Source organism: Paenibacillus sp. FW126-R14 (genome assembly GCF_058789495.1).
Genome location: NZ_JBYTBS010000043.1, coordinates 18,306 through 35,545 on the forward strand (window position 1 = coordinate 18,306; position 17,240 = coordinate 35,545).

Annotated in this window: 25 protein-coding genes; 12 read left to right on the plus strand and 13 right to left on the minus strand. The window is 49.3% G+C overall.

Features of this window, described 5'->3' with window-relative positions; genetic code table 11:
- The first annotated feature begins 14 nt into the window (after window positions 1–14).
- The 6 genes from AC3WRW_RS23345 to AC3WRW_RS23370 all read left to right on the plus strand — a co-directional run bounded on the left by AC3WRW_RS23345 (window position 15) and on the right by AC3WRW_RS23370 (window position 2,932).
- Window positions 15–656 carry a YigZ family protein gene (locus AC3WRW_RS23345; protein ID WP_492548677.1) on the plus strand — a complete coding sequence of 214 codons (642 nt, stop codon included), beginning with the start codon at window positions 15–17 and terminating at the stop codon, window positions 654–656.
- 53 nt (window positions 657–709) lie between these two features.
- Window positions 710–1,366 (plus strand): TetR/AcrR family transcriptional regulator, encoded by a 657-nt coding sequence (locus AC3WRW_RS23350; protein ID WP_492548678.1) that lies wholly within the window; start codon window positions 710–712, stop codon window positions 1,364–1,366.
- A 128-nt stretch (window positions 1,367–1,494) separates the two neighbouring features.
- On the plus strand, window positions 1,495–1,719 hold the full coding sequence (locus tag AC3WRW_RS23355; protein ID WP_492548679.1) for a DUF1128 domain-containing protein: 225 nt from the start codon (window positions 1,495–1,497) through the stop codon (window positions 1,717–1,719).
- Window positions 1,720–1,893: 174 nt separating this feature from the next.
- Window positions 1,894–2,202, plus strand: a complete 309-nt coding sequence (locus AC3WRW_RS23360; RefSeq protein ID WP_492548680.1) for a hypothetical protein — start codon at window positions 1,894–1,896, stop codon at window positions 2,200–2,202.
- Between the two features lie 197 nt (window positions 2,203–2,399).
- Window positions 2,400–2,642 carry a spore germination protein gene (locus AC3WRW_RS23365; RefSeq protein ID WP_492548681.1) on the plus strand — a complete coding sequence of 81 codons (243 nt, stop codon included), beginning with the start codon at window positions 2,400–2,402 and terminating at the stop codon, window positions 2,640–2,642.
- Between the two features lie 20 nt (window positions 2,643–2,662).
- Window positions 2,663–2,932: a hypothetical protein gene (locus tag AC3WRW_RS23370; protein ID WP_492548682.1), complete on the plus strand. Its 270-nt coding sequence runs from the start codon at window positions 2,663–2,665 to the stop codon at window positions 2,930–2,932.
- 20 nt (window positions 2,933–2,952) lie between these two features.
- Here the strand turns inward: AC3WRW_RS23370 and AC3WRW_RS23375 are convergent, their stop codons facing one another.
- The 11 genes from AC3WRW_RS23375 to AC3WRW_RS23425 all read right to left on the minus strand — a co-directional run bounded on the left by AC3WRW_RS23375 (window position 2,953) and on the right by AC3WRW_RS23425 (window position 8,374).
- On the minus strand, window positions 2,953–3,291 hold the full coding sequence (locus tag AC3WRW_RS23375; protein ID WP_492548683.1) for a hypothetical protein: 339 nt from the start codon (window positions 3,289–3,291) through the stop codon (window positions 2,953–2,955).
- 23 nt (window positions 3,292–3,314) lie between these two features.
- A complete protein-coding gene (locus AC3WRW_RS23380) occupies window positions 3,315–3,854 on the minus strand; it encodes a hypothetical protein (RefSeq protein ID WP_492548684.1) in 540 nt (179 codons plus the stop codon).
- 9 nt (window positions 3,855–3,863) lie between these two features.
- Entirely contained in the window at window positions 3,864–4,082 is a 219-nt protein-coding gene (locus tag AC3WRW_RS23385; RefSeq protein ID WP_492548685.1) for a hypothetical protein, read from the minus strand.
- Between the two features lie 156 nt (window positions 4,083–4,238).
- Window positions 4,239–4,682: an Hsp20/alpha crystallin family protein gene (locus AC3WRW_RS23390; RefSeq protein WP_492548686.1), complete on the minus strand. Its 444-nt coding sequence runs from the start codon at window positions 4,680–4,682 to the stop codon at window positions 4,239–4,241.
- A gap of 104 nt (window positions 4,683–4,786) precedes the next feature.
- On the minus strand, window positions 4,787–5,077 hold the full coding sequence (locus AC3WRW_RS23395; protein ID WP_492548687.1) for an alpha/beta-type small acid-soluble spore protein: 291 nt from the start codon (window positions 5,075–5,077) through the stop codon (window positions 4,787–4,789).
- Between the two features lie 20 nt (window positions 5,078–5,097).
- Window positions 5,098–5,547: a GtrA family protein gene (locus AC3WRW_RS23400; protein WP_492548688.1), complete on the minus strand. Its 450-nt coding sequence runs from the start codon at window positions 5,545–5,547 to the stop codon at window positions 5,098–5,100.
- Window position 5,548: 1 nt separating this feature from the next.
- A complete protein-coding gene (locus AC3WRW_RS23405) occupies window positions 5,549–6,595 on the minus strand; it encodes a glycosyltransferase family 2 protein (RefSeq protein WP_492548689.1) in 1,047 nt (348 codons plus the stop codon).
- A gap of 97 nt (window positions 6,596–6,692) precedes the next feature.
- Window positions 6,693–6,797 carry a YjcZ family sporulation protein gene (locus tag AC3WRW_RS23410; protein WP_492548690.1) on the minus strand — a complete coding sequence of 35 codons (105 nt, stop codon included), beginning with the start codon at window positions 6,795–6,797 and terminating at the stop codon, window positions 6,693–6,695.
- Window positions 6,798–6,926: 129 nt separating this feature from the next.
- Entirely contained in the window at window positions 6,927–7,223 is a 297-nt protein-coding gene (locus tag AC3WRW_RS23415; RefSeq protein WP_171683027.1) for a helix-turn-helix transcriptional regulator, read from the minus strand.
- 61 nt (window positions 7,224–7,284) lie between these two features.
- Window positions 7,285–7,659, minus strand: a complete 375-nt coding sequence (locus tag AC3WRW_RS23420) for a type II toxin-antitoxin system RelE/ParE family toxin (RefSeq protein ID WP_492548691.1) — start codon at window positions 7,657–7,659, stop codon at window positions 7,285–7,287.
- Between the two features lie 106 nt (window positions 7,660–7,765).
- Window positions 7,766–8,374 (minus strand): DUF2087 domain-containing protein, encoded by a 609-nt coding sequence (locus AC3WRW_RS23425; protein WP_492548692.1) that lies wholly within the window; start codon window positions 8,372–8,374, stop codon window positions 7,766–7,768.
- A 184-nt stretch (window positions 8,375–8,558) separates the two neighbouring features.
- On the opposite strand from AC3WRW_RS23425, the gene AC3WRW_RS23430 reads away from it, so the two are divergent.
- Together AC3WRW_RS23430 and AC3WRW_RS23435 are read left to right on the plus strand one after the other, a co-directional pair.
- Entirely contained in the window at window positions 8,559–9,197 is a 639-nt protein-coding gene (locus tag AC3WRW_RS23430) for a futalosine hydrolase (RefSeq protein ID WP_492548693.1), read from the plus strand.
- Between the two features lies 1 nt (window position 9,198).
- Window positions 9,199–10,038 (plus strand): 1,4-dihydroxy-6-naphtoate synthase, encoded by an 840-nt coding sequence (locus tag AC3WRW_RS23435; protein ID WP_492548694.1) that lies wholly within the window; start codon window positions 9,199–9,201, stop codon window positions 10,036–10,038.
- A 63-nt stretch (window positions 10,039–10,101) separates the two neighbouring features.
- Here AC3WRW_RS23435 and AC3WRW_RS23440 read toward each other — a convergent pair whose 3' ends face one another.
- Entirely contained in the window at window positions 10,102–11,058 is a 957-nt protein-coding gene (locus AC3WRW_RS23440) for a D-2-hydroxyacid dehydrogenase (protein ID WP_492548695.1), read from the minus strand.
- 16 nt (window positions 11,059–11,074) lie between these two features.
- Window positions 11,075–12,085 (minus strand): RluA family pseudouridine synthase, encoded by a 1,011-nt coding sequence (locus tag AC3WRW_RS23445; RefSeq protein ID WP_492548696.1) that lies wholly within the window; start codon window positions 12,083–12,085, stop codon window positions 11,075–11,077.
- A gap of 294 nt (window positions 12,086–12,379) precedes the next feature.
- On the opposite strand from AC3WRW_RS23445, the gene AC3WRW_RS23450 reads away from it, so the two are divergent.
- The 4 genes from AC3WRW_RS23450 (at window position 12,380) to AC3WRW_RS23465 (ending at window position 17,142) form a co-directional block, all read left to right on the plus strand.
- The gene (locus AC3WRW_RS23450; protein ID WP_492548697.1) at window positions 12,380–13,282 is read left to right on the plus strand and encodes a hypothetical protein; all 903 of its coding nucleotides are present in this window, start codon (window positions 12,380–12,382) and stop codon (window positions 13,280–13,282) included.
- Window positions 13,283–13,439: 157 nt separating this feature from the next.
- The gene (locus tag AC3WRW_RS23455; protein ID WP_492548698.1) at window positions 13,440–14,918 is read left to right on the plus strand and encodes an alpha/beta fold hydrolase; all 1,479 of its coding nucleotides are present in this window, start codon (window positions 13,440–13,442) and stop codon (window positions 14,916–14,918) included.
- 135 nt (window positions 14,919–15,053) lie between these two features.
- Window positions 15,054–15,278, plus strand: a complete 225-nt coding sequence (locus tag AC3WRW_RS23460) for a hypothetical protein (RefSeq protein ID WP_492548699.1) — start codon at window positions 15,054–15,056, stop codon at window positions 15,276–15,278.
- Window positions 15,279–15,378: 100 nt separating this feature from the next.
- Window positions 15,379–17,142: a B12-binding domain-containing radical SAM protein gene (locus AC3WRW_RS23465; protein WP_492548700.1), complete on the plus strand. Its 1,764-nt coding sequence runs from the start codon at window positions 15,379–15,381 to the stop codon at window positions 17,140–17,142.
- Window positions 17,143–17,240 lie beyond the last annotated feature (98 nt).

Sequence of the window (17,240 nt, forward strand, 5' to 3'; positions counted from 1 at the left end):
AAGAAAGGTCGGCTATGCTAGCACATTTCAAAACTATCCAATCGTACGGATCGTCGGAAATCATCATCAAGAAGTCGCGTTTCATCGGTCATGCCAAACCCGTGGAGTCAGAAGAAGAAGCTGCCCAATTTATTGAAGCGATCAAGAAGGAGCACAAAGCGGCAACGCACAATTGCAGTGCCTATGTCATCGGGGACAGAGACCAGATTCAGAAGCAATCGGATGACGGGGAACCGAGCGGCACGGCAGGCAAGCCGATTCTGGAAGTGATCAAGCATCAAGGGCTCAAGAATATCGCAGTTGTCGTAACCCGTTATTTCGGCGGCATCATGCTCGGCGCGGGCGGACTCATTCGGGCATATACGGATGGAGCCGTGGTGGGCATTGAAGCCGCACAACCGATCTACAAAGTGAATCATCAGAAAGTGACGATTGAGGTTGATTATACGTGGTATGGCAAAATCGAGAACGAGCTGAGAAATCAGGGAATGCTTCTCGGGGATATTGCGTTTACCGATAAGGTATCGGTAACTTGCTATCCTTTGGCAGCGGAAGCGGCGTCATTTATCAACTGGGCTACAGATATTACGCAAGGTCAAGGCATGATTATCGCTGGAGAGAACGAGTACATTGTTCACAAGAACCTGCCCGGATAGGCAGGTTCGAGACTAAACAAAATTAAATAGGCTAAGGATGCGGAGGGATAGGAATGGCTAGGAAAGCAGTCGCACAAGAGCTTAGCAGAGAACGAATACTTGCCGAGGCGCGGGAATTATTCGCTACTTTTGGCTATCGCGCTTTAACGATGCGCAGCATCGCAAAAGCAATGGGTTACAGTCATGGAGCGCTATATTATCATTTTACTGAAAAAGCGGAACTGTTTTACGCGTTAATTAAAGACGACTTCTCCATGCTGATGCAGCGTCAGCGGGAAATGATCGTTCGCGAACATGGATTTAGCGTGAATTTGCTTCAAAAGTTAATGATGGAGTTCGTCTGGTTTGGTCTTAGCAATCCGAATCACTATGAAATGATGTTCATGCTGAATGAACCTGAACTGCAGCAGTATTCCCGTACCGAGCAAGCACAATGCCTTGAAATGTTTTCCATCGTCGTTCGTCAGGTCGTGGCAGACCAGCCTGGATTCGAAAACAGAAAGTTTACGCTTCCTTGGAATTTGTTTATGTCTTTACACGGTCTCATATCGTACTGTATTCAGTTTAAACTTACTTATGAAGATGCCCGGAAACTGGCTGAAGAGCACATTCGCCTCATCTGTGTAAGCCTTGAATTCGACTCTTATCAGCAGCAGCGGCCGCTTGTCAAAATGGTAAGTTCGCATGTACCGTTCACAAATGCCATATAAACAGGTAAGGAAGAAAGGCGACGGTCTTTCTTCTTTTTTTTGCCGGTTATGAAGCTTGTATTTTACATTAGCCCCCATGTGCATTAATATAGGAAAAAGAACAGCTGGGAAGGATGAGGGGTTTTACAATGAATTTGAACACTTGGTCGGAAGAAAACGTGGAATTTATGTTTGAAGAAATAAAGAAGAAGCTGCGCATGGCGACGGGAGGCTCCATTAAGGCCTCGAATGTGAAGGAAGACGTGTATGAGGATTTGAAAGACTTGTATGACATGGTCATCAGCAAAGATAAATTCAGTATCAGCGAGATCGATGCGATTACGACAGAGCTTGGAAAAATTCGCAAAGCGTAAGCACATGATGGATACAATACCGTTTTTCTAGCCGTATGGCCTGGAAATGCGGTATTTTTTTACGGACAATCGACCATTTTTACGAGGGGTGGACAGCTATCCAAGCGTTCTTACCTACACAGGAGTACACTGTAGAGCAATGTATCCCTGATGGATAAAAGGAGGTAGACGTTCATGACATCCCATATTCGTAAAGAGGACGTTCTTAAATTGGTCGGTAAACAGATTGTGGCTATTAAGAAAGATGGAACAAGCGTGTCCGGCAAATTGATGAGAGTCAGTGGAAACACATTGATTGTTTCTCAACAAAAAGGCAAAAAAGCTCAAGTTAAGGCGATCATCCCATTGGTACTGTTTGACCTGTTAGCAATCGGTACTTCACCTTTTGCATATGGCGGCTTTGGTTATGGAGGCTTTGGTGGTGGCTTTGGGGGTGGCTTTGGCCCTGGGTTTGGTTTCGGCGGACCTGGATTCTTCTGGTAAGATCAAATAAGAGGACTGCACGCGAAAGATTGCTTTCGCTGCAGCCCTCTTTTTGCGTAAAGGGACCCAAACGGTTGAATGAACTCCTCTTATTCACGATCATCTGGCGATTCGTACACCAATCCGGTGACGATTGAATAGGCTAGCATACAGGATTCATCCCATAGCCTTGTCAACCCATGATAGGAGTGAGCAGTATGCCGAGTTCCATTGTTTTTAACATGATTAACATCAATAATCAGAATACAAATGCCACCATCGGAATCGGTGAGAATGCACAGTCGAGCTGGGATTCGCACAGTAAAAACAATTACGGAACAGGAGAGTTCGTCGGCAATGTCATATCCGTCAATGTCCTGAATGTAATCTTCGACAACGACTTTATCGATGCTCCGATTAACGATCAGGACTTCAAACCGGCCGTCACGAATCAAGCCTAGCAGAAAAAGGGGTGAGCCATATGCAGAAAGCCGCTTTTCCGGTGCTTCCTCCGGACCCGCCGCTCATTCAATTCGATGCCATTCATGTGAATGCGATATCGGATTGTTCCGGTATTTTTATCGGTACGAATGCACAAATGTACTGGGCGACAAGCAGCAAGGAAAATTCCGGTATTGGCGAAGTAAAAGGCGAGAACAATTATGTGGTTAACAATCTCAACACGGTTCATGATAATGACATTATTGATGCGCCTTACACGAAAGGGGATCTCATTATAGGCCGGGTCTGAAGCGCGCGCTTTCAGCGGCTTTAGTCCGAAGCCTGCGGCGTACTGGCCACCTCCTCCGGAGGCTTGCCTGCAGCTGCAGCCGGGGTAAATCCGGAGGCTGCCGCCTGCGCTGTAATCATCTCCTGCAGCCATTCGGGTGTTTCGTTATCGCCGACATTGAGCATATCCAGAAAATCGGAATCATTGAGCATGGAACGGGTTCCGACTAACTGATTGTTGTCGCCTTCAACAGCGCCAAATCCTTGTACGGTCTTTTGATTGCTTTGAAAATCGGTTGGCCAATTGTTACCCATATTGATGCAGGAAGCACTTTCCACCGATCCGATCCGGATCGAGCCGATAATAAACGTTGGCGACATGAACGATGACAAGGGGAAACACCTCATTTCGTTTTGGATGGTGGCGTGTACCGGTAGCCGGTGGAGGTTCGCTCCGGTGCAGGCGCGGCGCTGTCGCGGCCGGACTCTGCGGCAGCGGGCGGCTTATCGCTGCGGGTTGATCGGGAAGCGGCAGTCGCAGGCTCTTTGGACACTTGAACGTGTTTAAAAGCTTCATCGAGAGGGCCTTTCTTCTCGTTCGGCTTGGCTCCAAAATTGTTCCCCAAGTTAAAGGAGCCGCTCAATTCCTTAATATCCAAATGATCCAAGCGAAAAGTTAAATTTTCTAAAACAGGCTGATGAATATGCAGGGCATCTATATGAATCTGCGGATGTTTGGCGGTCAGACTGGCTAATTCCTCTTCTAATTTCTTCAGGCGTCTCTCGAACTGCTGAATGGTTAAGGAAGAGGCGGGAGCTGAGACAGGCTCCGTTCTAACAGGAGGTGCTGCCTCAGCTGGCGGCGGTGTCACCGGTGTCACTGGTTTCGCTGCTTTCGCTTCTTGCGCTTTGGGAGGCGGCGATTTTTTCTTTTGAAACCACATGATCGTTTCTCAGCTCTTTCGTATAAAGGGTTTATAATCAAAAAAATCGCCATCGTCAACGGCATGCTTGCCGCCTATAATGACATTGCGTTCGCCATGTACGGCTCCGAGCCCCTGATTGCTTTTGGAGAAGTCCCGCTTGCCATATATCCGATTCGTGCCCTTGTTTACACTGGATGAATCCGCCAGGCTGTCGATATGAATTGATTGAAATTGGATGCGCACCACAATAATCCCCTCCATATCCGCATTTCTATTTTTTATTTATATGGGGACAAACGGAGATTCATATCTCTTTTCCCAAAAAGCATAACAAATAACGCTCAACCTTATCTCTTAGCGGGCAGGTGACGGCGTCACCGGCGGGCACAGGGCGGTCGAGCGTTATGTGAACTGAATAGGAATTACTTTTTCCCCATCGGGCGGCGCCAGAGGAATTCGAATAATGAGCAGCCCGTTATGATACTGGGCCCGCATTTGCTCGGTCTGAGCTCTGCCGGGCAAGCGAATGACGCGCTCAAAGGCGCCAAAGAAACGCTCGGAAAGTCTCATCTGCTCATCAAGCACCTGATAGGGGCGAACAAGCATTCCACGCATTAAAAGCGATTGATCCCGGAAAGAAATTTGAATTTGCTCGGGTGAGGATAACCCGGGAACTTCAGCGACAACCACCATCTCCTGCGGAGTCTCATACATATCAATTCTTGGCCCGGTTAACGGGATGATACTGGCAATGTCCTGCCAAAATTCGGGGCCAAGCACATCGCCGGCTTGCGCCGAGAGCCCTTTCCAATCGGGCTTTGGCGGACGGTTGCCTGGAGGATTCATTGGCCATCATCACCTGACTTTTACATAGAAAATAGCGCTGCAAGCAGCTTGCTATTAGTTTATGTGAACCAGCGGCGGATTATGGCAATCGATCCCAAAGCGAGTTATTGGGGCGGACGCTGCTCCGCCAATTGCTGCTGCGCCATCCGCACAAGTTCCCTCACCATGGCACCGCCTATAGGTCCGCCGACTTTGCCGGCGTCTTCCGAGCTTAATTGGCCGTTGTAGCCTTGCTGCAGGGGAACGCCGAGCGTTCGGGCAACCTCGTATTTGACTAAGTCAGGACGCTCCGGATTCACTTTATAGCCTTGGTTTTGCATCACCTGAGCCTTGAGCATTCCAAGTCCGTGCTCCGATCCGGGCACGATGGCCCGGTTGCTTCTTCTACGTGCCATTAGGCATCACCTCTTGGTGATTAGGATACCCTGCTGCCCGAAAGACCATTAGTCCGGAATGTAAAATATTTATGCCCCAAATAATTGCCAATGGTGTACATGCCATTTCCAAGCAAAATGGCCGCATTATGCGCCAAATCCGCCGGCATGTCTGGCCATAAGGAGGCTGCGGCTTCAACCAATAATAGACTGCTGCCATAAGACAAGCCATAACAGCTGAAAATAACGATGGCAAATTTCCACCAACTGCTGCCGACACTTGCCCTCGAGCGAAATGTAAACGTACGGTTGAGTGTATAGCTGACGACGGCGCCGATGGTGTTGCCCGCAAATGTCGAGATCCAATAATTCAGATGCAGCAAATTAAAGAAAGCGAAGCTGGCGGAGAGACCTACCAATGTATTGAACACGCCGACAAGTAGAAAACGGATGAAGCTGCCTGACAATAAAGCCCGTAATCGTTGTGCCATGTTATCGACGGACCGCAGCGGCAGGGATAGCCTGGGCGGCAGCAGGCAGCTCCGCTTGTTCCTGTGAGCTCCCTTTTAATTCTTTTTCAATGACAAAAAGCGGCCGCTGCTTCACTTCTTTATATATTTTTCCTATGTATTCGCCAATTAAGCCGAGGGCCAGAAGCTGTACCCCGCCGATGAACCAGACAGACAGGATCAGCGAAGTCCAGCCTGTGACATTGGCTCCCAGCATTTTCCCGATAATGGCGTAGATGCCGGCACACACGCTGAGCAGGAATAGGACGAAACCCATCACGGTTACGAATCGGATCGGTGTCACGCTGAAAGAGGTGATGCCATCGAAAGCGAAGGCAAGCATTTTGCGCAGCGGATACTTGGATTCTCCGGCGAATCGTTCTTTCCGGTCATAGTACACCTGAGTGGACGGGAAGCCCAGCAAAGGCACCATGCCGCGCAGGAATAAGTTAACCTCTTGGAATTTTTCCAAATTGTCGAGGGTACGCTTGCTCATCAAGCGAAAATCCGCATGGTTGTAATGAATTTTCACCCCAAGGGAAGTCATCAGCTTGTAGAAGCCTTGCGCAGTCGCCCGTTTGAAAAAGGTATCTGCGGACCGGTCCTGACGGATACCGTATACAATATCGTAGCCTTCGCGGAATTTGAGGACAAACTCGCGAATAGCGTCGGTGTCGTCTTGCAAATCGGCATCGATGGATACGACGCAATCGGAATAAGCTTTGGCTTGCATAAGACCGGCAAGCAAGGCGCTTTGATGGCCGGCATTGCGGGCTAGCTTAAGCCCGGTAACGAAAGAGTTGGAGGCGTGAAAACGTTCGATAAGCGACCAAGTAGCGTCCTTGCTGCCATCATCAACCAAGAGCATAGTGCTGGTGCTTGCAACCAGTTGATCCGAGATGAGGGCGTCAAGCACGCCGCTAAGCCGGAATACCGTTTCCGGAAGAACTTCTTCTTCGTTATAACAAGGGACCACAATGGTCAAAATCGGAGTAGCCACAAATCCTCGTCTCCATCCTGAATAGGTCATACATGCAAAGCATGCTGTAGGCTTTCATTATAGCGTAAAAGCTCACAAAAAAGTAAGCGGCCGAAACGAATTCATCGTCTCAGCCGCTATCCCGTTATTACCAGCCAAAACCAAAAGTACTAAGAACGATAACCAAGAGGATGAACAAAACGAGGACAACAGCCGCGCTATTGTAGTAGGGTGTTACAGTTTCACAACTCATGTCTATCCCTCCCTTCACAAAATCAATATATGTCATTCATCTAGAGGGCGTATGGATGAATGTCCTGATTTGCTTTTTTTAATTGGGGACGTGTCCATATAAGTGTTCGAGCGGGATGATAAATGACGCTTAAGCATAAGCCATTGCTGTGGCAGCTTCTTCATCAATGATCAAGTCTAGTTTCATTCCCAGAGTTTTAGCTAATATTTGAATTGTATCGATACGCGGGATACTTTTTGCACTTTCTATTCTCGCGATTGCGGATTGTTTTAGACCTGTCGCTTCAGCTAATTGTGTTTGGGTCATGCCGAGCTCTTTTCTTCTCAGAATGATCTTCGCTACGAGCATGGCTGTAAATTCTAAGGCCCGAAGCTCCTCCTCGGGGACAGACGAGCTGTTAAACTTAACATCGTCCCAATTACGCATGTGTATATCACCTCTTTTTAGCTTTGTAAAATAAAAAGGTATTCATGGAGACGGGAGGCGCTTATCGATCTACTCCAAGCCCCATGCGCTTTGTCCAATCATTCATTTCTCTTATCGCCTTTTCGATCTCATGCTGCGGAGTTTTTTGAGTTTCCTTGCGGAAGCTATGTAACAGTACAATATGATTCCCATTCCACATGAAGAAGAAAACTCTATGATCGTCCGGGCGAAGTTCCCATAATTTGCCGTCAATTTGTTTGGTAAACTTTTCTCCGACGCGAGTACCCCCGAATTTAATCAGATCAATGCAGTAGTTAATCTTTTTTCTTAGACCAGCTGCTTTCTTATCTGATTTTGCTTGAATATCGAGAGTATTAAGGAAATCAAGAAATGGACAGTTGCCGCGGGCATCCTCGTAAAGAATAATCTTATACATGAATGCACCTCGTTTATTTTGTTTTTAGGTTTCAAATATAACGTTTTCGTTATATTATAACATTTGTGTTATAATTGTTCAAGTGCTTTAAATTGTCCCTAGCCGATCAAGATAAGTTTTCCCACTTGGCCCACATCTCGGGCGGATTCAATTCATACACTTCATTTTCCCGGAACATAAATTGATGCATGATAAATTCCCGGCGAATCGTTGCGAAATCGGGATGGTAGTTTTTAATCCAAGTGTTAAGCTCCTTCTCGGTATACGTGCGACCTTTTTCGAGTTGTCCGATGAAGTGCTCCAGTACGATGAGCTTTTTTTTGAGCTGAGAAGGGATATGCTTAAGTTTGCCGTCTTGCGTAATAAAGTTGCGAATGACGGACTGCTTGAGGTTGTGATTGGCGTCTGTATCTTTCATGGGCAGCGATGACCCTCCTTTCTGATGTTTGAAAATGAGATCGGCTGTAGCGCTGGCGTTGCTGCGAATAAAATATTCGTTCAAGGCAAAGTAAATCGTGTTCTTTTCTCTGCGTTCATGAATGAGGCTGGCCTCGCGAAGCTTAGCGGCATGATGGGTGATGGTAGCGGGCGTAACCCCCAATTTGTCGGCTAACACTTGCCCGTTCAGCTCTCCTTCCCCCAGCAAAATGAGCATGCGTATACGCGTCGCGTCGGAGAGCGCTTTGTGGTAGGTGATAATTTTATCTAACTGCATGGTGGCAGCACCTCTCTAAATCTAATTAGACATTAATCTAATTAGATGATAATTAAATTAGATTGGGAAGTCAATACGGCTATGGCGGAAATGTTCAAAAAGTTTCTTATTTGGTCCTGGTCATGTAAAATAATCTATATAGCGTTCATCATGGTGATTGATTAAAAAGGGGATAGGCCTAACAATGCGTGTACTAATTATGACGGCAGTAGCGCCTGAAAGAGACGCCGTACAGCGTGGACTTGGCCATGACAGCCGGTTTGAGTTCGCCTTGGCCGGCGTAGGGCTTGCGGCAGCAGCCGCTAATGGCGCAATGGTGCTCGCTGCCGCACAATATGATTTGGTAGTTATCGCTGGTATTGCCGGCGGGTTCCCGGGACAAGCGGAGATCGGATCGCTTGTGGTCGCGAGCGAGATCATCGCCGCGGATCTTGGTGTGGAGCTGCTGGATGGCTACAGCTCCCTGGATGAGCTCGGCTTCGGGTCGACGCGCATCAGCGTCGACCCGGGCACAGCCGAGCGGTTGACGGCGGCGCTCACAGCCGCCGGCCTTAAGGCGCGCACTGCGCCGGTGCTCACGGTAGCGACAGCCACCGGGACGGCCGCTACGCAGGCCCGGCTGGCGGCACGCGTGCCGGGAGCCGCAGCCGAAGCCATGGAAGGCTTCGGCATTGCGACGGCCGCAGCGCTGCGCGGCGTGCCTGTGATCGAAATCCGCGCGATTTCCAACGCGGTAGGTCCCCGTGATCGCGATGCCTGGCGCATCGGCGATGCTTTAAAAGCTCTAGAAGCAGCAAGTTCAGTCCTAGCGGAGGTGCTTTAAGATGAAAATTGCGTATTCACCTTGTCCTAATGATACTTTTGTATTCCATGCATGGGCGCATGGCTTAATCCCCGGCGCTCCGGAGTTGGATGTCTTATATGCCGATATCGACATTACGAATCGGCTGGCCGCAGAGGGCACTGGCCCCGATGTGCTCAAAATCTCTTACGCTGCACTCCCATGGGTGCTGGAGGAGTATGCGCTGCTGCCTTGCGGCGGCGCTTTGGGCAGAGGCTGCGGTCCGCTGGTGCTGACGCAGTCCGGCGGCACAACGCCTGACCCGGCCCAGCTCAGCGGCCGCCGGGTCGCCGTGCCAAGCGAGCGCTCGACCGCGTACTTGCTGTTCCGCCTGTGGGCGGCACAGAACGTCCCCGGCGGCGTCGGTGAAATCGTGGTCATGCCGTTTCACGAGATCATGCCAGCCGTACGGGACGGCCTCATCGACGCCGGCCTCGTGATTCATGAAGCGCGCTTTACTTACCCGTCGTACGGGTTAGCGCTTCTCAAAGATCTGGGCAGTTGGTGGGAAGAGGACACCAACTTGCCGATCCCGCTCGGCGCCATTGTCGCGCGGCGCTCGATGGATCTGGAGGCGCTTGCGGGCTGGGCCCGCGCCTCCGTTCAATACGCGTGGGCGCATCCGGAAGCTTCGCGTGACTACGTGATGCAGCACGCGCAGGAGATGGACCCTCAGGTCGCGCAAGCGCACATCGACCTGTATGTGAACGAGTTCACCGCTAATCTCGGCGATGACGGCTATGGCGCTGTCTTGACCTTGCTTCAGCGGGCGGCAGAGGCAGGAATCGTGCCGCAGTTGGATTATGCGGCACTATTGAAATAGCAGCAAGGCACACAAAAGGGGACCGAGATTCCAATAACCATGGAATCTCGGTCCCCTCTCTATTTACCCGATCAAATTTTGCGGCTGCCCGTCAATAAAAGCACGCACATTGAGGACGGCAGTGGCCATCAGCCTCGCTCGCGCTTCTTTGGTAGCCCAGGCGATGTGCGGGGTAATAAGCACATTGCGGGCATGCAGCAAAGGATTGTACGGCGCTGGTGGCTCTAGCGTCAACACGTCAAGCCCGGCTCCACCCAGACGCCCTTCGTTCAGTGCCTGCGCAACATCGGCTTCGTTCAGAAGGCCGCCTCTTGCCGTATTTAACAATATAGCCGTAGGCTTCATAAGTGCAATTCGCTCTGCTTTGATAAGTTCTTTGGTCTCCGGTGTCAAAGGACAGTGGAGAGAGATCACATCGGAATGCCGGAGAAGCTCCTCCAGCCCCACCCAAGTAAGACCCTCGACCGGCTCAGGCGTCCGTCTGCCGCTGCCTGTCGCAAGCACCTTCATCCCCATCGCCTGTGCGATGAGCGCAGTTTGCTTGCCGATTTGGCCTAGCCCGATGAGCCCTATGGTTTTGCCGCTTAGTTCCGTGAGCGGAGATACCGTGTAGCTGAAATCGACCGAGCTGGCCCAGTCCCCGTTCACGACGCTGTCGCTATGCCGCTGTACCCGATGGCAAAACTCCAACAGTAAAGCAAATACCAACTGAGCAACCGATTGCGTGCTGTAAGCAGGAACATTCGTCACAAGGATGCCGTGCTCCTTAGCCGCTTGCAAATCAATGATGTTATAGCCCGTCGCCAGGACGCCGATATAGCGGAGCTTTGGCAACCGCTCAAGCGTGGCTGCGGAGAGCGGCGTCTTGTTCGTTAACACGATTTCGGCGTCCGCCGCACGGTCTATAATCTGATCTTCGGCCGTACGGTCATAGATAACTACTTCGCCTAGTGCATGCAAGCCATCCCAATCCAAATCGCCGGGATTCAATGTATAACCATCTAGCACAACAATTCGCATCTTCTACAGTCTCCTATTATTTTTTTGCCGGCATTTCACGGAAAGGGTTCATGAATACCTTCGGAATGTTCGTTTCAAAACGCAGCAGTTGGCTTGTTGTCGGATGCAAAAAGGCAAGCACGCGCGCATGGAGTCCGAGACGGCCGATTTCTTTTGTTTTCGAGCCATACTTCTTATCGCCGACTACAGGGTGCCCGATGTCCTGCATATGGACGCGGATCTGATTTTTCCGTCCCGTTTCCAAATTGACTTCAAGCAGGGAGAAGCTGCGGTTCGCTTGCAGCGTTTTGTAATGCGTAACGGCATGCTGGCCGTCGTTCGGATAAGGCGTCGAATACATTTTGAGAGATTTGGCATGCTCCTTCAACCAGGAAGAAACGGTTCCTTCTTGCTTCTTAACCATGCCTTCTACCAAAGCAACATAAGTGCGCTCTTTCACGCTTTCCTGCCATGTATTTTGCAAGTGCTGCTGGGCCTTTTCGTTTTTAGCGAACATCATGACGCCGGACGTATCCCGGTCGAGCCGGTGTACGACAAAAATCCGGGCCTTCGGATCATGGTTCCGCACATGCGCCGTGAGCTGGCGATAGGCGGTAATTTGGTTTTCCTCCGGGTTGGTGGCGATCGATAGAAGCCCCGAATCCTTTTGAATGACGATGACATCCTCGTCTTCATGCAGAATGGACATTCCGGCCAGCGGAATATTTTCTACGATTTTTTCTTTGCTGACAGTTACCGTTTGATCGGGTTTCAGCGGGTGATTGTAAGCAGTGACGGCTTTTCCGTTCACGGAAACTTGCCCGCGGGCCAACGTGGCTTTCACGGAATTACGGCCTGCGCCGGACAGCTTTTCTAATAAAAAGGGCAGCAGCTCCATAGGCTCCTTAACCGTATATTGGCGTGTGTTGCCCTCCGTGGCCGCTTTGGTTGAAACAGGTTTATGCGTCGGGCTTTTGCCGATTTTGAGCTTAGGGTTATGATTTTGGTTTTTTCTTGGACTTTGATGATTGTTTGGCTTTTTGTTCATAGCAATGACCTCCTTTTTCAATACATTCGCATGCCGATCTAATCGTGTATGTCTATCAATATATCATGTTAACAAAAACAAAAGAAACGCAGCCGGTTAATTTTCCTTGCGCCTAAGGGGAAGGTGCCTCCCTGTAACTTTTGTGTAACCCCAAAAAAGGTATGATAAAAGCAATTACATCGAGATGATGCTTCTCACACAGATGAAAGCGGGTGCTTTTGGAAAATGGGAAATTCATGGGAGTTCTTAACGTTTCGATACACACGCAGGATCTTCTTGCAAGGCATTCAATTTTTGCATAAAACGAGAGCAGTCACGCATGTTCGGGAGCAAACCAAACAAGCGCCGCATTTCCTTACAGATGCTTATTTCCTTGGACAAGGACAGGGCTATCTTGCGGTGACGAATCATTATATCGCATTCCTTCACCAAAATAAAAAAGCGATGGCGCTTTTTCCGCTGCTAAGCATAACGGACTGGGGGATCGACACGATCGACAGGCGCCCTGTTTTTTGGATTGAAGGGTCCTTTGAGCAAGGTGCGGGCCGTTTCTCTTGGTATGTAAGCAAGCAGAAAGAAATCGTTCAGGCTGTAAACGAGCAGTTGGAAAAAGGTGCGGTCGCTCAAGAAAGAGCGGCATTCAAGCGCAGCCAAGCCAAGCTGGACTCGTATATGGCGATTGTGAATACGACGTTAAATGATAACAGCGAAACGATATTATTAAAAGCCAAAGTCGCGATAGATGACAAAGCGGACACGCTTTTACAAAATACACAGGTTATGCTGGAAACAATGTGGGAGGTTTTCCTCACAGGAGAAATGCCGCAGCTGCGCGCTTTAGATCTGGCCGAGGCGCGGTTGCTGAGAGACAATATTGTTTGTTATGCAGCGATTAAAGGCAATCGTATGGCCAAAATGGTGCTGGAAGCAAGGGGCTACGGGCTGCCCGCAGAGGATGTTTTCATTGATAGCGATGCTTTCATCGATGAGTATTATAAGGCTGTGCTTCCTCCGTTTGAAATTTTGGACAAGGTGCACGAGGATGTGCTTGCCATCTACCGAACCTTTTTTCCGGCCTCCCGGCTGAATCAGGAGCAGGTTCTGACCCTTGTGTCCGAGGCTGTTAAACTAGGCTACAGAGTCACGATTGCCAATGCCATGGTCATCGTCAAAACATCGCTGCGCATCGCCAATTAAAGAAGGAAATTCCTTGTAAAGTGCAATCTGCGGATTGCGCTTTTTTCGTTTTGAAAGGTTGAAACCTCCAAATATTTTTGTACAGCTAGTCATATTGTTTAAATATCCCTTTCCTTATATGATAGAACCTAACATAGTATGGAAGGGAGGTGACTGGGTGTCTTTTGCGCGCGTCAATGGCGTTAGCCTCTACTACGAACTTATCCCATCTGCACGCAGCTCCGCTGAAACGATCGTTTTTTTGCATGGAAACGGTTTTGATTCCTCACGATGGGGACGCCTGATTGACGGGTTAAAAGAGGATTATCATCTTCTGCTCGTTGACCTGCGTGGATGCGGGAAAAGCGAATCCATTCCGGGCGAAGTTTCATGGGATCTCTATACCGATGATCTTTATGCGCTGATCAAGCATTTGAACATACAAGCTTTTCACCTGCTGGGCCATAGCTTTGGAGGGTCCTTGGCGGTTTGCTTTGCTGCCCGGTATCCAAAGTTCGTGCAATGCCTCATTCTCCTCTCGATTAATGTGCTGTTTCCGGAGGATGGGAACGTCGTCATCGACAATTATATTACATTGGTTGAAAAGTACGGAATTCCCTACATTCTCGAAAATTTTCTCGTGCCTTCCTTGACGGTTTTTCCCTTTGAGCATGAGGAAGCGCAGCATTTGTACAACATGTATTTGAATGTGTCAGTCGAGATATACGCCAAACTGTTTAAGCTTCAAAATCAACAACGGCCAATAAACGAATTAGGAGCTATCCAAAGTCCCACTTTGCTGCTTGCAGGGGAATGTGATACAGTGTATCCGCCTTCATTCCAAAATATGACGTCAGGACTTATTCCGCATTCAACGTTTTATGTCGTTCCAAATGCCGGGAATGCGGTATTCATCGATCAGCCAGATATTACGGTTCAGTGGATCAAGAGCTTTATCCAAAAAAAGATGAGCACGCCGGCGGGAGCGAGACCCACGGAACAATCGGAATTCATGAATTCGATCCAGCTCTTGAAGGAATCCTTTTTACAAACCATATTTATTAGTAAAAGAAATACGGAACCCGTGCTGAAAGTAGAACTCTTACACGGTTTTCGCGTAACCCTGAACGGTCGGGAGATTTTGGACGGCTGGAACAAACGGTATGCCAAAAACATATTTGCGCATCTGGTCGTGCAGCCTTCTTCGACAAGGGAAGATCTGTGCGATGCGGTTTTTCCGACGGTTCCGTTACCCACGGCTCAAAAAAATTTGAAAGTGTATATTAATTATTTGAAAAAGCTGGTTGTCCACAATGAAGATTCCATCTTGAAAACGGACCGGCAAAATTTGTATCTCCAGTGCAGGATCGAATGCGATCTTCTTGCATTTTTTGATCATTTAAGACGGACCTTGCTGCTGGATGACAACGGAGAGGCAAAGTACGACAGCTGCGAGCGACTGTTTGAATCCATGCGTCAGAAAGAAATTATGCCTGAAATTTTTGACCAATGGTTTATAGAAAAAAAAGCAAGCACGGAATTAAGGCTGGGCATTCTGGCTGTTTGGATGTCGGAGCAGGAGGAGAAGAGGAATAACTGCCTGAAAGCAGCCGAATATAAAAAGCTGGCCAATTATTATTTAAGCGAAGATGAATGAGGAGAGCGCAGGCAGCGGCTGCGTTCTTTTTTGTTTGGGTTGCAGGGGAGCCAGTGCCCGCTGTATGCACGCCAACCGTGAAGGGAATACTTACACCTATACCCAGTCCTACGTGTGAGAAAGGTGGTTTTCCCTATGCTTTTATATCAATTAACGCAGTGGTTCGAAGAACGTTCGTCTCTGCAGCACGCGCTGCAAAGCGGAACGACCGAGGCTGACAGCGACCTGCAGCTAAGAATTCAAGAAGTCGAGCAGCAGCTGCACGCTCATGCCGAACGTTGGAAGAATGCCATCCAGGAAGCCTCCTATTTGCAGTTCCCCTATGAAAATCCGCTCGTGGACGATGATATGGTGCTGTAACCGTTCCGAAGCGCGTACCATTCTCTGCTTCTTTGTATTTCCTCGGATTTCGTGTAGAATTAGAGTGAACGATAAACGAATAGAACGAGGTCTTTTTACAATGAAGGTACTAGTAACGACACTGAATGCCAAATTCATTCATACATCCTTGGCGCTGCGCTATTTGAAAGCGTTCTGCGAAAAGGATTTTGATATTGAAATTACCGAATATACAATCAAAGACCCCGTGATGAACGTCGTCTCCGACCTGTATCAAAAGGCGCCGGACGTGCTGGGTTTTTCCTGTTACATTTGGAACATCGAAGAAACGATTCATATTATTAAAATGATTAAGAAAATCAGGCCCGAAATCCTCATCGTGCTCGGCGGTCCTGAGGTTTCTTATGATACGGACTATTGGATGGAACGCATCCCGGAAGTCGATTTTATCGTCATGGGCGAAGGGGAAGAGACCTTCCACCAGCTGCTGACGGAAATTTCGACGACGCGCAAATATCACTTTGTGTACGGGCTTGCTTACCGTAAAGTTGAGGAAGTCGTGCTCATGCCGGGCAGACCGAAGCTGAATCTGAACGACATCCCGTCGCCGCACCGGTTCAAAGAAGATTTGCCGAGCTTGGCCAACCGCGTCGTGTACTTCGAAACGAGCCGAGGCTGCCCGTTCTCCTGTCAATTTTGCCTCTCGAGTATCGAAGTTGGCGTACGTTACTTTGACATGGAGCGGACGAAGTCGGACATTATGTATTTAATTGATTCCGGCGCGAAGCTGATCAAGTTCGTCGACCGGACGTTCAATATCAAGCGCGACTATGCCATGGAAATATTCGATTTCCTGATCGCGAACCATCGCGGCGTCGTGTTCCAGTTCGAGATTACGGCGGACATCATGCGGCCGGAAGTGCTGGATTATTTGGCTGAAAATGCGCCGCCGGGCACGTTCCGTTTTGAAATCGGCGTACAATCGACGAACGATACCACCAATGAGCTGGTGCAGCGCCGACAAAACTTCATGAAGCTGAGCCGCACCGTCTCCAAGGTGAAAAACAGCTTGAAAATCGATCAGCATCTCGATCTTATCGCCGGCCTGCCGGAAGAGGACTATCATTCGTTCCGCAAAACATTTAACGATGTGTTTGAGCTGGGACCGGAAGAGCTGCAGCTCGGATTCCTCAAAATGCTGCGCGGCACGGGTATGCGCAAAGACGCGCATAAATACGGCTATGTGTATATGGATCATGCGCCGTATGAGATTCTGGGCAATGACATCCTGCCGTTCACGGATCTCATTCGGATCAAACGGGTAGAGGACGTGCTGGAGAAATATTGGAACGCGCACCGCATGGACCACACGGTCAAATATTTGATCGCGAACGAATTTGCGTCGGCGTTCGATTTCTTTCAAGAGTTCGGCGATTTCTGGGAAGGCCGCGGCTGGCAGAAAATCGGGCATCAGCTCGAGGATCTGTTTACCCGCTTGCGAGAGTTCCTCCTTCATCGTGAAGCGAAGAATATGCCTGTCATCGAAGGCCTCATGAAGCTGGATTATTTCCTCGGACATAAATATAAGCCGCGTAAAATCTGGTGGGACTTCACGCTGGACAAGTCCGAACAGAACGCCTACCTCAGGCTGCTGGCCGAGCAGCCGGAGCGCGTAAGCGGCGACTTCCACCAGCTCCGCATCAGCGAGAAAGACCTTCACAAGCATGTGATGGTCGAGGTGCTGCCTTTCGGTTTGCAGACGTATCTGCAAACAGGCGAGATCGACACCTCCAGCCGGGAGCTGCTTGTGGTGCACTTCCCGCCGGATGCCCAGCTTCCGGCTAGCTGCTACAGCATGCCGCTGCACGAGGCAGCGACCGTATAATCAAAGCCCCTGCTGCCGTCATCCTTACGATGAGCAGCTTTCCTGAAATAACCATTGACCACAGGTGAGGTTCAATGATAAGATTGAAAAAATTTACC

What these genes read in the sequence shown, in the direction of transcription:
- AC3WRW_RS23400 (WP_492548688.1), bottom strand. Translation starts at nt 5,547, where the DNA reads ATGGCACAACGATTACGGGCTTTATTGTCAGGCAGCTTCATCCGTTTT.
- AC3WRW_RS23435 (WP_492548694.1), top strand. Translation starts at nt 9,199, where the DNA reads ATGAAAATTGCGTATTCACCTTGTCCTAATGATACTTTTGTATTCCAT.
- AC3WRW_RS23405 (WP_492548689.1), bottom strand. Translation starts at nt 6,595, where the DNA reads ATGACCTATTCAGGATGGAGACGAGGATTTGTGGCTACTCCGATTTTG.
- AC3WRW_RS23445 (WP_492548696.1), bottom strand. Translation starts at nt 12,085, where the DNA reads ATGAACAAAAAGCCAAACAATCATCAAAGTCCAAGAAAAAACCAAAAT.
- AC3WRW_RS23425 (WP_492548692.1), bottom strand. Translation starts at nt 8,374, where the DNA reads ATGCAGTTAGATAAAATTATCACCTACCACAAAGCGCTCTCCGACGCG.
- AC3WRW_RS23415 (WP_171683027.1), bottom strand. Translation starts at nt 7,223, where the DNA reads ATGCGTAATTGGGACGATGTTAAGTTTAACAGCTCGTCTGTCCCCGAG.
- AC3WRW_RS23395 (WP_492548687.1), bottom strand. Translation starts at nt 5,077, where the DNA reads ATGGCACGTAGAAGAAGCAACCGGGCCATCGTGCCCGGATCGGAGCAC.
- AC3WRW_RS23430 (WP_492548693.1), top strand. Translation starts at nt 8,559, where the DNA reads ATGCGTGTACTAATTATGACGGCAGTAGCGCCTGAAAGAGACGCCGTA.
- AC3WRW_RS23390 (WP_492548686.1), bottom strand. Translation starts at nt 4,682, where the DNA reads ATGAATCCTCCAGGCAACCGTCCGCCAAAGCCCGATTGGAAAGGGCTC.
- AC3WRW_RS23465 (WP_492548700.1), top strand. Translation starts at nt 15,379, where the DNA reads ATGAAGGTACTAGTAACGACACTGAATGCCAAATTCATTCATACATCC.
- AC3WRW_RS23355 (WP_492548679.1), top strand. Translation starts at nt 1,495, where the DNA reads ATGAATTTGAACACTTGGTCGGAAGAAAACGTGGAATTTATGTTTGAA.
- AC3WRW_RS23410 (WP_492548690.1), bottom strand. Translation starts at nt 6,797, where the DNA reads ATGAGTTGTGAAACTGTAACACCCTACTACAATAGCGCGGCTGTTGTC.
- AC3WRW_RS23440 (WP_492548695.1), bottom strand. Translation starts at nt 11,058, where the DNA reads ATGCGAATTGTTGTGCTAGATGGTTATACATTGAATCCCGGCGATTTG.
- AC3WRW_RS23460 (WP_492548699.1), top strand. Translation starts at nt 15,054, where the DNA reads ATGCTTTTATATCAATTAACGCAGTGGTTCGAAGAACGTTCGTCTCTG.
- AC3WRW_RS23420 (WP_492548691.1), bottom strand. Translation starts at nt 7,659, where the DNA reads ATGTATAAGATTATTCTTTACGAGGATGCCCGCGGCAACTGTCCATTT.
- AC3WRW_RS23345 (WP_492548677.1), top strand. Translation starts at nt 15, where the DNA reads ATGCTAGCACATTTCAAAACTATCCAATCGTACGGATCGTCGGAAATC.
- AC3WRW_RS23375 (WP_492548683.1), bottom strand. Translation starts at nt 3,291, where the DNA reads ATGTCGCCAACGTTTATTATCGGCTCGATCCGGATCGGATCGGTGGAA.
- AC3WRW_RS23365 (WP_492548681.1), top strand. Translation starts at nt 2,400, where the DNA reads ATGCCGAGTTCCATTGTTTTTAACATGATTAACATCAATAATCAGAAT.
- AC3WRW_RS23350 (WP_492548678.1), top strand. Translation starts at nt 710, where the DNA reads ATGGCTAGGAAAGCAGTCGCACAAGAGCTTAGCAGAGAACGAATACTT.
- AC3WRW_RS23360 (WP_492548680.1), top strand. Translation starts at nt 1,894, where the DNA reads ATGACATCCCATATTCGTAAAGAGGACGTTCTTAAATTGGTCGGTAAA.
- AC3WRW_RS23380 (WP_492548684.1), bottom strand. Translation starts at nt 3,854, where the DNA reads ATGTGGTTTCAAAAGAAAAAATCGCCGCCTCCCAAAGCGCAAGAAGCG.
- AC3WRW_RS23370 (WP_492548682.1), top strand. Translation starts at nt 2,663, where the DNA reads ATGCAGAAAGCCGCTTTTCCGGTGCTTCCTCCGGACCCGCCGCTCATT.